This window comes from Gallaecimonas sp. GXIMD4217, assembly GCF_038087665.1.
GTDB lineage: Bacteria > Pseudomonadota > Gammaproteobacteria > Enterobacterales > Gallaecimonadaceae > Gallaecimonas.
The window spans coordinates 2,905,034-2,919,104 of the sequence record NZ_CP149925.1 but is presented as its reverse complement, the minus strand read 5'-3'; the positions used below and the strand labels follow the sequence as shown (position 1 = coordinate 2,919,104).

The window sequence follows — 14,071 nt, the reverse complement described above, 5'->3', positions numbered from 1 at the left end:
GCCTGGCCCATGTTACGGGAGGCAGAGCGCCTTGACCATGGTCTGTACCAGGGCCATGGCCGGTTTCAGCTGGCTCAATTCGATGTACTCGTCGCTCTGGTGGGCCTGGCGGATGGAGCCGGGGCCCAGCACCAGCACCTCGCCGCCGAGCTGGTGGTAGAAGGGCGCTTCTGTGGCGTAGTTGGCGGCGCCGACGGGTTGCCCGCACTGTCGGCTCACCGCCGCCTGCCAGGGACCCGGCTCGCTGACGAAGGGCGGGCAGGGGGTGTGCAGGTGCTGCCAGCTTATGGCCCCGGGGTGCCTTTCACGCACTGGCGCCAGGGCTCGATCGATCAGGCCTTCCAGTTCGGTGATGCCCATGCCCGGCAGGGGACGGATGTCCAGGTGCAGCTCGCAGCAGCCACAGATGCGGTTGGCATTGTCGCCGCCGTGGATGTGACCCAGGTTCAGGGTCGGCATGGGCACCTCGAACAGGGGATCCCGGTGGCGTTCGGCAAGCGATGCCTTGAGCGCCAGCAGCTCGCCCATCACCTGGTGCATCAACTCCAGGGCGTTGAGGCCCAGGCCCGGATCCGAGGAATGGCCGCTCTGGCCGGTGATGCGGATGGCGGCGCTGACATGACCCTTGTGGCGGCCAATGGGCTTGAGTTCGGTGGGCTCGCCGACCAGGGTCAGGGCCGGGCTGAAGGGTCTGGCGTTGGCCAGCTGCCTGGCCCCCTCCATGGTGGTTTCCTCATCGGCGGTGGCGGCGATGCGCAGCGGCGCCTTGAGCCTGGTCAGATCCAGTTCGGCCAGGGCCGCCAGCACGATGGCGAAGAAGCCCTTCATGTCGGCACTGCCCAGGCCGTACCAGCGACCATCCGCTTCGGTGAGATTGAGCGGATCCTTGTGCCAGCGTTCCTCGTCGAAGGGCACGGTATCGGCGTGACCGGCCAGCAACAGGCCGCCGTCGCCACTGCCGAGCTCCGCCCAGAGGTTGAGCTTGTTGGGCCCCAGCGGTTGCAACTGCACCTCGAACCCCAGGCTTTCGCACCAGTCCGCCAGTTGCAGGATCACCGCCTTGTTGCCGGTGTCCAGGGCCGGATCCGTGGCGGATATGGAGGGCAGGCTGAGCAGGCGACGGTACATCTCGGTCAGGCCGGGGATCTTTTTCATGAATAATTTCTCAAAAGAGTTGCATCAAAAATCAGCAGTGGCTAGTCTACGCACATCTGAATTGAAATCCACTTTTGGTGAATAAAAATGTTTAAGGTCTCTCTGCGACGATCTCGTACCACCCCCCACTGAGTCCGGGAGGCCCTGTGCCTGCCCCGGGGGCAGGCACGCCAACAGGTCGCTGACTGCCCAGGTTGAAATTGAACGAGAGCAGTCAGACATGTTGAACACCCTCATTATCGGCGGCGCCGGCTACACCGGGCAGGAATTGTGCAAGCTGGTCGCCCGCCATCCCCAGCTGCGGTTGACCCAGGTCTTCGGCTCCCCCGGCGGCCAGCATACCGGCGAGGCCCTGCCCCTGGGCTGCGGCCAGGGCGTCATCGAAGACGGCCAGCTGGACGCCATCCTCAGCGCCGCCTGGAAGGCCCACGTGATCCTGCTGGCCACGCCGCACCAGGCCTCCAGCGAGCTGGTGCCGCTGCTGATGGCGCAGAGCCAGGCCCTGATCGTCGATCTGTCTGGTGCCTTCCGGCTGCCGGCAGACCTCTACCCTCTGCATTACGGCTTTGCGCACCAGGCTCCCGAACTGCTGGACAGCGCCGTCTACGGCCTGGTCGGCTGGAACGACGCCGCCATCAGGGAAAGCCGGCTCATCGCCGCACCGGGCTGTTACCCCACCGCCGCCCTGCTTGGCCTCAAGCCCCTGGCCCGGGCCGGGCTGATCCAGGGCCTGCCCATCATCAACGCCGTCAGCGGCGTCAGCGGTGCCGGTCGCAAGGCCACCGCCGGCAACGCCTTTTGCGAGGTCAGTCTCAAACCCTACGGCGTCCTGGGCCACAGGCACCAGCCGGAGATCGATCAGCACCTGGGCCAAAGCACCCTGTTCACCCCCCACCTGGGCGCCTTCGAGCGGGGCATCCTGGCCACCATGGCCGTGCCCGTGACTGGCGGACTGGCCCAGGAGCAGGCAAGCGAGGTGTTCGAGGCGGCCTACGGCGGCCATGCCAGCATCCTGCTGAGCGGCGACCTCAAGCAGCAGACCCCGTCGGTCAAGGCGGTGGCCCACAGCCCCTATGCCCAGCTTGGCTGGGCCCTGGATCCCGACAAACAGCTGCTGCTGGTGGTCAGCGCCATCGACAACCTGCTCAAGGGCGCTGCCAGTCAGGCCCTTGAGTGCATAAACATTCACTTTGATTTTCAGCTGACGCCGGTGCCCGGACCGGCCTGGGAGGCCTGATGAAACCCTTGGTCGTAAAACTGGGCGGCAGTGCCCTGGACGCCATCCCCGTGCTCGAGAAGCTGCTGCTGGCCCTCAATGAGCTGCCCCGCCCCTGGGTGCTGGTCCACGGCGGCGGCCGCCGGGTGGACGAGGTGCTCAAGCAGGCCGGCATTGAGCCCCAGAAAAAGAACGGCAAGCGCATCACCTGCGAGCAGTCCCTGCCGCTGGTGGCGGGCACCCTGGCCGGCGAGGTCAACAAGAAGCTGGTGGCCAAGGCCAGGAGCCTGGGCCTGGAGCCCATCGGCCTGTCCCTGGCGGACGGTATCGCCCAGGCCGAGCCCCTGGGCGAGGACTGGGGCGCGGTCGGCAAGCTGGTCGGCGGCAACCCGGCGCCCCTGACCCTGATGCTGGACGGCGGCTTCGTGCCCTTCGTCAGCTCCATCAGCGCCGATGCTGAAGGCAAGCTGCTCAACATCAACGCCGACGAGGCGGCGGTGAAGGTGGCCGAGCTGCTGCAGGCCGATCTGCTGCTGCTCACCGACGTCACCGGTGTGCTGGACGGCAAGGGCCAGCTGCTGCCTCGGCTCGACGGCCAGGCCATTGCCAGCCTCAAGGCCCAGAGCGTCATCAGCGGCGGCATGGTGGTCAAGGTGGAGGCGGCCCTGGACGCGGCCAAGACCCTGGGGCAGGGCGTGCGCCTGGCCAGCTGGCGCCAGCCCCACCAGCTCCAGGCCATGGCCTGTGGCGACAGCCCCTTCGGCACCCTGATCAGCGCATGAGAGAGACCAAGATGAAACACCTGTTATCCGACTTCGACTGGCAGCCCCAGCAGCTGCAATCCCTGCTGCAGCTGGCGGCCACCGTCAAGCAATTCCCGGCCGATTATGCCAGGGCCCTGGAAGGCAAATCCGTGGCGCTGCTGTTCGAGAAGCCCTCCCTGCGCACCAGGGTGACCTTCGAGCTGGGCGTGCAGCAACTGGGGGCCCATGTGGTCTACCTGGACCAGCAGCACGGCGCCTTGGGCAAGCGGGAGCCGGTGGCGGATTTCGCCAGCAACCTGTCCTGCTGGGTGGACGCCATAGTGGCGCGGACCTTCAGCCAGGCCACCATCGACGAGCTGGCCGCCACCGGCAGTGCCAGCGTCATCAACGCCCTGTCCGACCGCTTCCACCCCTGCCAGGGGCTGGCGGACATGCTGTCGCTGTTCGAGATCTTCGGCAAGCTGGACGGCATCAAGCTGGGCTATGTGGGCGACGGCAACAATGTCAGCCATTCGCTGATGCTGTTGGCAAAGCTGCTGGGCGTGCAGATGACCGTGGTCACCCCTGAAGGTTTCGCGCCCGATGCCGACATCACTGCCGCCAGCGGCGCCAAGGTCAGTCATGACCTCAAGATGCTGGAAGGGGTGGATGCCATCTACACCGACACCTGGATCTCCATGGGCGACGATGCCGACCCGGCCGCCATCAAGGCCAGCTTTTCACCCTACCAGGTCAACGAGGCGCTGATGCAGGCCACCGGCGCCAAGGCCGTGATGCACTGCCTGCCGGCCTACCGGGGCCTGGAGGTCAGCGCCGAGGTCATCGACGGTCCCCAGTCCCAGATTTTGCGCCAGGCGGAGAACCGCCTCCATGTTCAAAAAGCCCTGCTGCTCACCCTGCTCAAGGAGTCCAACTGATGAAAGCTGTAAACAAAGTCGTACTGGCCTACTCGGGCGGCCTGGATACCTCCGCCATCATCCCCTGGTTGAAGGAAAACTACGGCTGCGAGGTGATCGCCTTCGTGGCCGACGTGGGCCAGGGCGCCGAGGAGCTGGAGGGGGTCGAGGACAAGGCCCTGGCCTCAGGTGCCAGCGAATGCCACGTGGTGGACCTGAAGAGTGAGCTGGCCGAGCACTACATCCTGCCCATGCTGCAGGCCGAGGCCGTCTATGAGGATGTCTACCTGCTGGGTACCTCCGTGGCCAGGCCCATCATCGCCAAGGCCCAGGTGGAGCTGGCCCGCAAGGTGGGCGCCGACGCCCTGGCCCACGGCTGTACCGGCAAGGGCAACGACCAGGTACGTTTCGAATCCGCTTTTGCGGCCCTGGCCCCCGACCTGGCGGTGATCGCCCCCTGGCGGGAGTGGGACATGAAGGGCAGGGAAGATCTGCTGGCCTACCTGGCCGAGCGCAGCATTCCCACCACCGCCAGCGCCGAGAAGATCTACAGCCGGGATGCCAATCTCTGGCACATCTCCACCGAGGGCGGCGAGTTGGAGGACACCTGGACCCCGGCCGGCAGTGCCGTCTGGGCCTGGACTGTGGATCCCAAACAGGCGCCGGAGCAGGCCCAGGAGCTGACCCTGAGCTTCGAGGCCGGCAAGCCGGTGGCCCTGAACGGCCAGCTCCTGCCTTTCGAGGTGCTGATCGCCAGCCTCAACGAGATCGCCGCCGCCCATGGCGTGGGCCGGGTGGATCTGGTGGAGAACCGGCTGGTGGGCATGAAGTCCAGGGGCTGCTACGAGACCCCGGCCGGTACCGTGCTGCTGACCGCCCACCAGGGCCTGACGCACCTGGTGCTGGACAAGGATTGCCACCAGCACCTCAAGGCCCTGGGCCAGACCTTCGCCCAGCTTCTCTATGACGGCCGCTGGTTCACCCCCCTGTGCGACGCCCTGGTGGCCGGGGTGCAGAGCCTGAACCAGTCCGTCAGCGGCGAGGTGAAGGTGGAACTGTACAAGGGCCAGGTCAAGGTGCTGGGCTGCCGGTCCGAGCACAGCCTGTTCGACGAGGACTTCGCCACCTTCAGCGCCGACCAGGTCTACGACCAGAAGGATGCGGCCGGCTTTATCCGCCTCTATTCCCTGCCGTCCCGGATCAAGGCACTCAAGGGAGGGCACTGAGATGGCACTTTGGGGTGGTCGGTTCGAGGGCGGCGCCAGTGACGCCTTCGCCAGGTTCAATGCCTCGCTGCCGGTGGATTGGCGGCTCTGGGAAGAAGACATCGCCGGCTCCCGGGCCTGGGCCAAGGCCCTGGCCGAGGTGGGGGTGCTGACGGCCGAGGAGCAGCAGGCCCTGGATTTGGGCCTGGCCAAGCTGGCCGGCCAGCTGGCGGCGGATCCGACGCCGTTGCACCAGAGCGGCGAAGAGGATATCCATGCCTTCGTGGAGGTCTGGCTCATCAACGAACTGGGCGAACTCGGCAAGAAACTGCATACGGGGCGGTCCCGCAACGACCAGGTGGCCACGGATCTGCGGCTATGGTGCCGCAAGACCGGCCGGCAGCTGCTGGCGGAGGTCGATGATACCCTGGCGGTGATCCTGGCCCTGGCCGAGTCCCATGTGGGCACCCTGATGCCGGGCTACACCCACCTGCAGCGGGCCCAGCCGGTAACCTTGGGTCACTGGGCCATGGCCTACGGCCAGATGCTGGAGCGGGACAGGAGCCGGTTGCTGGACGCGCTCAAGCGCCTCAATGTCTGCCCCCTGGGCAGCGGCGCCCTGGCCGGCACCGCCTACGCCATCGACCGGGAGGCCCTGGCCAAAAGGCTCGGCTTCGACCGGGCCAGCCACAACAGCCTGGATGCGGTATCCGACCGGGACCATGTGCTGGAGCTGATGCAGGCGGCCTCCACCTGCCTGCTGCACCTGTCGCGCCTGGCCGAGGACCTGATCTTCTTCGGCAGCGGCGAGGCCGGCTTCGTGCGCTTCGCCGATGCGGTGTCGTCCGGCTCTTCACTGATGCCCCAAAAGAAGAACCCGGACGCCCTGGAGCTGATCCGCGGCAAGTGCGGCCGGGTTTTCGGTGCCATGGCCGGCTTTGCCATGACCCTCAAGGCCCTGCCCCTGGCCTACAACAAGGACATGCAGGAGGACAAGGCGCCGCTGTTCGACGCCCTGGACAGCCTCAGCGACTGCCTGCTGCTGACCCGGGAGGTGCTGACCGGCCTGGAGGTGAACCTGGACGCCTGCGCCCGGGCCGCCGGCGGCGGCTACTCCAACGCCACCGAGCTGGCCGACTACCTGGTGGCCAAGGGCATCCCCTTCAGGGAGGCGCACCACCTGGTGGGGGTGCTGGTGCGCAGCGCCTTGGAAGCCGGCAAACCCCTGGAAGGCCTCAGCCTGGCCGAACTGCAGGCGGTTTGCCCGCAGATCGATGAGGACGTTTACCCGGCCCTGGATCTGTTAGAGGCCCTTGAGAAACGCTGCGCCAAGGGCGGCGTGTCCCAGGCCAGGCAGCAGGAGGCGGTCAAGGCCATGGCGGTGCGCCTGGCCGGCCACAAGGTGCGCCGGGCCCATATGGACGACCTGGACGCCATCGGCGCCCTGGTGGGCCATTGGGCGGGGCAGGGAGAGAACCTGCCGAGAAGCCGGGAGGAAATCATCCACTCCATCCAGGATTTCGTGGTGGCGGAGCTGGACGGCCAGGTGGTGGGCTGCGCCAGCCTCTACATCTACTCCACCGGCCTGGCGGAGATCCGCTCCCTGGGCCTGTTCGACGCCGGCCAGGGCCAGGGTCTGGGCCAGGCCATGGTCATGGAACTGCTGGAGGAGGCCAGGGAGCTGCGGTTGCAGCGGGTCATAGTGCTGACCCGGGTGGCGCCCTTCTTCGCCAAGCTGGGCTTCGAGGTTATCGGCAAGGACAGCCTGCCGGAGAAGGTGATGAAGGACTGCGCCCTTTGCCCGCGCCAGCAGAACTGCGACGAGGTGGCCATGGAATACCGGCTGTGAAATGAAAAAGGGGCCTTAGGGCCCCTTGCTTTTGCCTGCCTCGCATCCGTGATGCGATCTCGAGGTTCACTCGTTGGCGTTGACCATCTGGGTCTGCAGGTAGTTCTGCAGGCCGACCTTGTCGATCAGGCCTAGCTGGGTTTCCAGCCAGTCGGTATGCTCTTCTTCGCTGTCGAGAATGCGTTGCAGCAGGTCGCGGCTGACGTAGTCGCGGACGCTTTCGCAGTAGGCGATACCGTCGCGGAGATCCGGGATGGCCTTCTGCTCGACGGCCAGGTCGGCCTTGAGCATCTCTTCCACATCCTCGCCGATATTGAGCTTGCCGAGGTCCTGCAGGTTGGGGATGCCTTCCAGGAACAGGATGCGCTCCACCAGCCAGTCGGCGTGCTTCATCTCGTCAATGGACTCGTGGTACTCCTTGTCGGCCAGGTGCTTGAAGCCCCAGTCCTTGAGCATGCGGGCATGCAGGAAGTACTGGTTGATGGCCACCAGCTCGTTGGCCAGCACCTTGTTGAGGTGGGCGATGACGGTCTTGTCCCCTTTCATGTCGGCTCCGTGCGATAGGCTGAAGCGCCAGTATAGGGTGGAAAAACCTTTTTTAAAACAAAAGTTTAGTTACTGAAAAAGGTTCTCTTTTTCATTCTTGCTTAGGGGCTGAGGGGCCAGGCCCCTCACTCCTCGTCGGCCGGCTTCATCTGGGTCTGCAGGTAGTTCTGCAGGCCGACCTTGCCGATCAGCTCCAGCTGGGTCTCCAGCCAGTCCACGTGCTCCTCCTCGCCGTCGAGTATGGCGGTGAGGATGTCCCGGCTGACGTAGTCGCGGATGCTCTCACAGTATTCGATGGCGTCCTTGAGGTCGGGAATGGCCTTCTGCTCGACCTCCAGATCGCTCTTGAGCATCTCTTCCACGTCTTCGCCGATATTGAGCTTGCCCAGATCCTGGAGATTGGGCAGGCCTTCCAGGAACAGGATGCGCTCGGTGAGGGTATCGGCGTGCTTCATCTCGTCGATGGACTCGTGATACTCCTTCTCCGCCAGATGGGGCAGTCCCCAATTCTTCAGCATGCGGGCGTGCAGGAAGTACTGGTTGATGGCGACCAGTTCGTTGCCGAGCACCTTGTTGAGGTGCTGGATGACCTTTTTATCCCCTTTCATGACGAGCTCCGGTTTGGGTGCCTAAAGGGGAAGTGTTGGAAGGGAATTTGGGCTTGTCAAACAGCCTGTTGGGTAATGAGAAGCGTTTGCTGCCTGGTGGCCTGCTCGCTCTGATCCAGGACCTGGCGGGCCTGGCGGGCGCACTTGCCGCACTGGCTGGCCACCTTCAGCTCGCTGCGCAGCTGGGCCAGGCTGGAGCAGCCGGCGGCCGCCGCTTTGCGGATGGCTTTGTCGGTGACACCGTGGCAGAGGCAGACGTACATGAAAAAGGCCCAAATCAAACGACTTGGGCCGAATTATAAATGCGAACCGTTCTTATTACAAACCTTAAAAGAGCTCTTCGCTTTCCGTTTCGTCTTCAGTCACTTGCAAGGCTGGTCCGTCGAAGGGGTTGGCCAGGCTGTCGCGAATGAACTCCTTGGGCTCGGTGCCGGCCGCGAAATATTCGAAGCGGCTGCTGTGGTCACGGCGGCGGGTCAGCTTGCCGGTGGCCCTGTCGATGCGCATGCTGACGATGCCGGTGGGCATGGGCAGCTCCTGCTCCGGGATACCTTCCAGGGCCTTGGCCATGAAGGCATTCCAGGCCGGCTGGGCGGTGCGGGCGCCGAATTCCTTGCCGAAGATCTGATCGCCCTTGACGGCCGGGTTGCGGGTGGCCTTGCCCAGCTCGCGCCTGTGGTCGTCGAAGCCGATCCAGCTGGTGGCCACCAGTTCGGGATTGAAGCCGGAGAACCAGGCGTCCTTGGCCTCGTTGGTGGTGCCCGTCTTGCCGGCGATGTCGTGGCGCTTGACGGTCTTCTGGGCCCGCCAGCCGGTGCCGTTCCAACCGGTACCCTGGTTCCAGTTGCCGCCACCCCAGATCACGCTCTCCATGGCCTGGCTGACCAGGAATGCGGTCTGGGCACTGATGGCCCTGGGCGCCAGCTTGTTGATGCCGATGGGGGCAATGGGGCACTGCCTTGGCCAGCCTGCGTCCATTTCCGGTGTGGTCATGGCGTCCGGTTGCAGCTGTTCCTGCAGCTCGGCCTCGTTGGCCTGCAGCGGATCCACCCATTCTTCCCTGGCCAGGGCCTGTTCACAGCTCAGGCAGGCCAGCTTGGGCGAGGCCTGCCAGATCAGCTTGCCGTAGCCGTCCTCGATGCGGCTGATCAGGTAGGGCTCCACCAGGAAACCGCCATTGGCGAAGGCCGCGAAGCCCCTGGCCACTTCCAGGGGCGTCAGCGAGGCAGAACCCAGGGAGATGGATTCGTTGCGGGGCAACTCTTCACGGGCGAAGCCGAATCTGGTCAGCTGCTCTATCACATTGTCTATGCCCACTGCCCTGAGCAGCCGCACCGACATGACGTTCTTGGATTGGGCCAGCCCCAGGCGCAGCCGGGTCGGGCCGTTGTAGACGGGCGGTGAATTCTTGGGCCGCCAGGCATAACCCTGGCTGCGATCCCATTGGTTGATGGGCGCGTCGTTGATCAGGCTGGCCAGGGTGAAGCCGCGCTCGAAGGCGGCGGCATAGACGAAGGGCTTGATGTTGGAGCCCACCTGGCGCTTGGCCTGCTCGACCCTGTTGTACTTGCTCAGCTTGAAGCTGAAGCCGCCCACCAGGGCCTCGATGGCGCCGTCTTCCGGGTTCAGGGCCACCAGGCCGGCGTTGGCGTCCGGAAGCTGCGCCAGCCACCAGCCGGTTTCCGTCGGCCGGACATAGATGAGGTCGCCCTCGGCCAGTACCTCCAAGGCCGTCTTGGGGTTTGGGCCCTGCTTGTTGTCGTTGATGTAGGGCCTGGCCCAAGCGATGGCATCCCAGGCCAGGATGGCGTTCCCCTGGTCCTTGATGCGGACGTGGGCCTGCTGCTCCTCGACCCGGATTACCACGGCCGGCACCAGCGGCTTATAGGAGGCCTTGCGTTTGAGCAGCTTGTCGATAGCGGCATCGTCCAAGGGCCAATCGGCAATTTTCTCGACGGCGCCGCGCCAGCCGTGGCGGCTGTCATAGGCCAGCAGGTTGTCTATCAGCGCGGCTTCGGCGGCGCGCTGGCGGTCGCCGCTGATGGTGGTATAGACCTGATAGCCCTCACCATAGGCGTTTTCCTCGCCAAACAGCTGTACCATCTGCTGACGGACCATTTCTGCCACATAAGGCGCACCCAGGCTTATCTGGGCGCCGTGGTACTTGGCGGTGATGGGAGCGGCCTTGGCCTGCTGGTATTCCTGGTCGGTGATATAGCCGGTTTCCAGCATGCGTCCCAGCACTACGGCCCGGCGGGCTTTGGCCCGCTCCGGCGAGGCGATGGGGTTGAGGGTGGAAGGGGCCTTGGGCAGGCCGGCGATGACGGCGATCTGGGCCAGGGTGAGATCCTTGGCCTCTTTTCCGTAATAAACCTGGGCGGCGGCACCGACGCCAAAGGCCCTGTTGCCCAGCTCTATCTTATTTAGATAAAGCTCAAGTATTTCGTCTTTAGTTAATAGCTGCTCGATGTGCCAGGCAATGAAGATTTCCTTGATCTTACGAATATAGGTTTTTTCCCGGGTCAGGAAGAAGTTCCGTGCCAGCTGCATGGTGATGGTGCTTGCCCCCTGCTTCTTCTGCCCCGTGGTCAGCAGGGTAAAGGCGGCGCGGGCGACGCCGATGAAGTCGATGCCGGGGTGCTCGTAGAAGCGGTTATCCTCGGTGGCCAGGAAGGCCTGGATCAGCTTGGGGGGCATCTCGTCCAGGGTCAGGGGGATCCGGCGCTTTTCACCGAATTGGGAGATCAGTTCGCCATCCTGGCTGTAGACCCGCATGGGGGTCTGCAGGCGGACTTCTTTCAGGACCTCAACGCTGGGCAGCTCGGGCTTGAAGTGATAGTACATACCCACTATCCCGCCAAGGCCCAACAGGCCTAGCAGGAAAAAAACGAACAAAATTCTAACCAACCACTTCACTAATCACCTCGCATTGCACCCCTGTTCTGGCCTATTATCTGTTTGATTAAGCGGCAAAACCAGAAGAGTCTTACTAGACCCGCAGGTAAAAGCCCACTATTCTTTGATTGCCCATAACAAATAATTAACGACGGATATGCTTGCCAAATTGTTTCGTCGACAGACTCCCAACATGGTTGGTGTTGATATCGGCTCACAGTCCATCAAGGCCGTGTTGCTTGCAAAGCATGGTAACACGTACAAGGTGGAATCTGTGGCCGTCGAACCTACCCCCAGGGGAGCCGTAGTCGACCATGAAATCCAAGATATAGAGCCGGTCGGGGAGGCATTGCGCCGCCTCGTTCGCCGCCTGCCTTCCAAAGCCCAGGCCACCGCCATGGCGGTTGCCGGGTCTTCGGTCATGACCAAGGTCATTTTCATGGACGCATCCTTAAACGATGATGAAATGATGAGTCAGATCGAGGTGGAGGCGGAAAACCTCATTCCCCACCCCCTGGACGAGATCAACCTCGATTTCGAAAAGCTGGGAGCCAATGCCAGTGATCCTTCCCGGAACGACGTGCTGCTGTCGGCCGCACGGTCCGAGTCGGTGGAGGCAAGGGTCAGTGCCATGGATATCGCCGGCCTGGATACTCTGGTGATGGACATCGAAGCCTATGCGTTGGGCCGAGCCGTCACCACTGCCATGCCCAAGATACCGGAGCTGGCGGGTGCCAAGCTGGTGGCCATCCTGGATATCGGCTGTCGTGTGACGACGCTGTCGGTCCTGCTGGACGGCGAAGTGGTCTACACCAGGGAAGATGCCTTTGGTGGTGAAAACCTCAACCAGCACATCCAGAATGCATACGAGATGAGCGCCGACGAGGCGGAACGGGTCAAGCTGAGGGGCGAATTACCCGGTTCCGCATCGCTGGAAGTGCTGGAGCCTTTCCATAAGGAATTGGCACAGCAGGTCCGTCGGGCCGTGCAACTCTTTTGCACCTCCAGTGGCCATGACGACGTCGATGCTCTGGTGTTGACCGGTGGCGCGGCTAACCTGGAGGGCCTGAGCGACATGCTTGCGGCGGAAATGGGCGTACCCTGCGCAGTTCTGGATCCCTTTGCCGGCATGAAGCTGGGCTCTGACGCCAACAAGAAAGATATCGAAAAATACGGTCCAGGGCTGGCATTGGCCACGGGACTGGCTCTGAGGAGTTTCGGCACATGGCAAACATAAACCTGCTGCCCTGGCGTGAAGAGGCGAGGGAGCGTCGCCAGAAGGAGTTCCTTGTCTCGCTGTTTGTCATGGTGGCATTGACTCTGGTCCTGGCGCTGGGAGTGAACTGGGTCATCGGCCAATATATCGATGGTCAGCTCAAGCGTAACCAGTATATGCAGGCGCAGATCCAAGTATTGGAAAGGGCCATCAGCGAGATCAACCAGCTGAAGAAAAGAAAGGCCGACCTGGAACAGCGCATGCGGCTGATTGCCCGCCTGCGGGCCAGCCGTAACGTAACGGCCCATATCTTTGATACCGTCGCCGATGCCGTCCCGCCTGGCATGTATTTCAATACCCTGGTTCGCCAAGGTGACGATCTCAATGCCAAGGGCAAGACGGAGTCCAACAACAGGGTTTCGACGCTGATCCGCTATATCAAGGAATCCGACTGGTTGTCCAACCCAGAGCCTCGCCGCATCAAGTCAAGCGGAGCCAAGGCGCCGTTGTCTGACTTCGATATCGGCATCAGGGTGCGCCTGGAAGGTATCAATGAAATTACCAATGGAGGGCAGTAACAGATGAATGTCAATGAACTGGAACTGTCCGAAATCGGCAACTGGCCGGCGCCGGCCAAGGCCATCTTTATCGCCTTGGTCTGTGTATTGGTGACCGTCGGCATGTATTTCGCGGTAATTGAACAGCAATGGGATGAGCTGAACCGGGTTCAACAGGAAGAGCAGAAACTCAAAAAGACCTTTGAAGCCAAGCAGAGACTGGCCGCCAACCTGGAAGCCTATCGCGAGCAGATGGAACAGCTGGAAATGACCTTGGCCCAGTTCCTGAAACAATTGCCGACCGAAGACGAAACGGCGGGCCTGCTGGACGATATCAACTTCGTCGGCACCGCCAGTGGCCTGGATTTCCAGGTGATCGAATGGAGTGCGCCTCAGGAGAAGGAGTTCTACATCGAACTGCCGATCAATATCCAGGTGTCGGGGGATTACCATCAGCTGGGCACCTTCGTCAGTGATGTGGCGGCCTTGCCCCGTATCGTGACTCTCCATGATTTCAACATCAAGACGGTGTCCGAAGGCCGCCTGTCCATGTCGCTCCAAGCCAAGACTTATAAATACAAGGAGGGTAGTGCTGATGTTAAGAAAGGCTAACCTCCTGATCGCATTGACGGTACTGGGTCTTGCCGGTTGTAACGACGACACCAGTGACCTCGAGGCCTTTGTTCAGGAAGTCAAACAACGGCCGGTGCCGGGGATCGAGCCCATGCCGGAGTTGAAACCCTTCGAACATTTCCGCTATGAGCCGGGCGAACGTCGCAGCCCATTTGCGCCGCCCGATCCCGAACTGTTGGCCGAGGCGGCTGCCACCCGCAATCCCGATTGCCTCCAGCCGGATATGGATCGCATGAAAGAGCCGCTCGAACAGTTCCCGTTGGATACCCTGTCCATGAAAGGGACCCTGGGTGCTGATGGGGAGCTGTGGGCCCTGGTTGCCGCTGGCGATGGCAACCTTTACCGGATCACAACGGGGAATTTCCTGGGGCTTTACCACGGCCGAATCGAGCAGGTTTCCCGCAAGGGGCTGTTGCTCAGGGAATTGGTACCGGACGGTGCTGGCTGTTGGCAGGAGAGGGAAGCAACCCTCGAACTGGTCAGCGAATAAGAAAGAGATTCTCGTAGGGACGATCACGTGATGAATATTGC

At 62.9% G+C, this 14,071-nt stretch carries 14 protein-coding genes; 9 read left to right on the top strand and 5 right to left on the bottom strand.

Annotated elements, in window-relative coordinates:
• Nucleotides 1–12: 12 nt before the first annotated feature.
• On the bottom strand, nucleotides 13–1,155 hold the full coding sequence (gene argE / locus WDB71_RS14190) for an acetylornithine deacetylase (RefSeq protein WP_341502250.1): 1,143 nt from the start codon (nucleotides 1,153–1,155) through the stop codon (nucleotides 13–15).
• 220 nt (nucleotides 1,156–1,375) lie between these two features.
• Here argE and argC point away from each other — a divergent pair, with 220 nt between their 5' ends.
• The 5 genes from argC to argH are packed head-to-tail and all read left to right on the top strand — an operon-like array spanning nucleotide 1,376 to nucleotide 7,085.
• Nucleotides 1,376–2,392, top strand: a complete 1,017-nt coding sequence (gene argC, locus WDB71_RS14185; RefSeq protein ID WP_341502249.1) for an N-acetyl-gamma-glutamyl-phosphate reductase — start codon at nucleotides 1,376–1,378, stop codon at nucleotides 2,390–2,392.
• Entirely contained in the window at nucleotides 2,392–3,153 is a 762-nt protein-coding gene (gene argB / locus WDB71_RS14180) for an acetylglutamate kinase (RefSeq protein ID WP_341502248.1), read from the top strand. Before argC ends, argB begins: the two co-directional genes overlap by 1 nt.
• An 11-nt stretch (nucleotides 3,154–3,164) precedes the next feature.
• Nucleotides 3,165–4,052: an ornithine carbamoyltransferase gene (locus WDB71_RS14175; RefSeq protein WP_341502247.1), complete on the top strand. Its 888-nt coding sequence runs from the start codon at nucleotides 3,165–3,167 to the stop codon at nucleotides 4,050–4,052.
• The gene (locus WDB71_RS14170) at nucleotides 4,052–5,257 is read left to right on the top strand and encodes an argininosuccinate synthase (protein ID WP_341502246.1); all 1,206 of its coding nucleotides are present in this window, start codon (nucleotides 4,052–4,054) and stop codon (nucleotides 5,255–5,257) included. The genes WDB71_RS14175 and WDB71_RS14170 overlap by 1 nt, the downstream gene beginning before the upstream one ends.
• A 1-nt stretch (nucleotide 5,258) precedes the next feature.
• A complete protein-coding gene (gene argH, locus WDB71_RS14165; protein ID WP_341502245.1) occupies nucleotides 5,259–7,085 on the top strand; it encodes an argininosuccinate lyase in 1,827 nt (608 codons plus the stop codon).
• Between the two features lie 66 nt (nucleotides 7,086–7,151).
• Here the strand turns inward: argH and bfr (WDB71_RS14160) are convergent, their stop codons facing one another.
• From bfr (WDB71_RS14160) to WDB71_RS14145, 4 genes are all read right to left on the bottom strand, one after another.
• Nucleotides 7,152–7,631: a bacterioferritin gene (gene bfr, locus WDB71_RS14160; protein ID WP_341502244.1), complete on the bottom strand. Its 480-nt coding sequence runs from the start codon at nucleotides 7,629–7,631 to the stop codon at nucleotides 7,152–7,154.
• Between the two features lie 125 nt (nucleotides 7,632–7,756).
• Nucleotides 7,757–8,239, bottom strand: coding sequence for a bacterioferritin (gene bfr, locus WDB71_RS14155; RefSeq protein ID WP_341502243.1), 483 nt, complete (start codon nucleotides 8,237–8,239; stop codon nucleotides 7,757–7,759).
• Between the two features lie 56 nt (nucleotides 8,240–8,295).
• On the bottom strand, nucleotides 8,296–8,502 hold the full coding sequence (locus WDB71_RS14150) for a bacterioferritin-associated ferredoxin (RefSeq protein ID WP_341502242.1): 207 nt from the start codon (nucleotides 8,500–8,502) through the stop codon (nucleotides 8,296–8,298).
• 64 nt (nucleotides 8,503–8,566) lie between these two features.
• On the bottom strand, nucleotides 8,567–11,083 hold the full coding sequence (locus WDB71_RS14145) for a PBP1A family penicillin-binding protein (protein WP_341502241.1): 2,517 nt from the start codon (nucleotides 11,081–11,083) through the stop codon (nucleotides 8,567–8,569).
• Nucleotides 11,084–11,291: 208 nt separating this feature from the next.
• On the opposite strand from WDB71_RS14145, the gene WDB71_RS14140 reads away from it, so the two are divergent.
• From WDB71_RS14140 to WDB71_RS14125, 4 genes are read left to right on the top strand one after another with little or no spacing between them, the layout of a single operon-like run.
• Nucleotides 11,292–12,371: a pilus assembly protein PilM gene (locus tag WDB71_RS14140; RefSeq protein WP_341502240.1), complete on the top strand. Its 1,080-nt coding sequence runs from the start codon at nucleotides 11,292–11,294 to the stop codon at nucleotides 12,369–12,371.
• Nucleotides 12,359–12,928: a PilN domain-containing protein gene (locus WDB71_RS14135; protein ID WP_341502239.1), complete on the top strand. Its 570-nt coding sequence runs from the start codon at nucleotides 12,359–12,361 to the stop codon at nucleotides 12,926–12,928. Before WDB71_RS14140 ends, WDB71_RS14135 begins: the two co-directional genes overlap by 13 nt.
• A 3-nt stretch (nucleotides 12,929–12,931) precedes the next feature.
• Complete coding sequence (locus WDB71_RS14130; protein WP_341502238.1) at nucleotides 12,932–13,519, top strand: type 4a pilus biogenesis protein PilO; 588 nt, start codon at nucleotides 12,932–12,934, stop codon at nucleotides 13,517–13,519.
• Entirely contained in the window at nucleotides 13,503–14,030 is a 528-nt protein-coding gene (locus WDB71_RS14125) for a pilus assembly protein PilP (protein ID WP_341502237.1), read from the top strand. Before WDB71_RS14130 ends, WDB71_RS14125 begins: the two co-directional genes overlap by 17 nt.
• Nucleotides 14,031–14,071: the final 41 nt, after the last annotated feature.

Bases quoted from the DNA above. Each gene is read 5' to 3' on its own strand.
- argE (WP_341502250.1), bottom strand. From the start codon at position 1,155: ATGAAAAAGATCCCCGGCCTGACCGAGATGTACCGTCGCCTGCTCAGC.
- argC (WP_341502249.1), top strand. From the start codon at position 1,376: ATGTTGAACACCCTCATTATCGGCGGCGCCGGCTACACCGGGCAGGAA.
- argB (WP_341502248.1), top strand. From the start codon at position 2,392: ATGAAACCCTTGGTCGTAAAACTGGGCGGCAGTGCCCTGGACGCCATC.
- WDB71_RS14175 (WP_341502247.1), top strand. From the start codon at position 3,165: ATGAAACACCTGTTATCCGACTTCGACTGGCAGCCCCAGCAGCTGCAA.
- WDB71_RS14170 (WP_341502246.1), top strand. From the start codon at position 4,052: ATGAAAGCTGTAAACAAAGTCGTACTGGCCTACTCGGGCGGCCTGGAT.
- argH (WP_341502245.1), top strand. From the start codon at position 5,259: ATGGCACTTTGGGGTGGTCGGTTCGAGGGCGGCGCCAGTGACGCCTTC.
- bfr (WP_341502244.1), bottom strand. From the start codon at position 7,631: ATGAAAGGGGACAAGACCGTCATCGCCCACCTCAACAAGGTGCTGGCC.
- bfr (WP_341502243.1), bottom strand. From the start codon at position 8,239: ATGAAAGGGGATAAAAAGGTCATCCAGCACCTCAACAAGGTGCTCGGC.
- WDB71_RS14150 (WP_341502242.1), bottom strand. From the start codon at position 8,502: ATGTACGTCTGCCTCTGCCACGGTGTCACCGACAAAGCCATCCGCAAA.
- WDB71_RS14145 (WP_341502241.1), bottom strand. From the start codon at position 11,083: ATGTACTATCACTTCAAGCCCGAGCTGCCCAGCGTTGAGGTCCTGAAA.
- WDB71_RS14140 (WP_341502240.1), top strand. From the start codon at position 11,292: ATGCTTGCCAAATTGTTTCGTCGACAGACTCCCAACATGGTTGGTGTT.
- WDB71_RS14135 (WP_341502239.1), top strand. From the start codon at position 12,359: ATGGCAAACATAAACCTGCTGCCCTGGCGTGAAGAGGCGAGGGAGCGT.
- WDB71_RS14130 (WP_341502238.1), top strand. From the start codon at position 12,932: ATGAATGTCAATGAACTGGAACTGTCCGAAATCGGCAACTGGCCGGCG.
- WDB71_RS14125 (WP_341502237.1), top strand. From the start codon at position 13,503: ATGTTAAGAAAGGCTAACCTCCTGATCGCATTGACGGTACTGGGTCTT.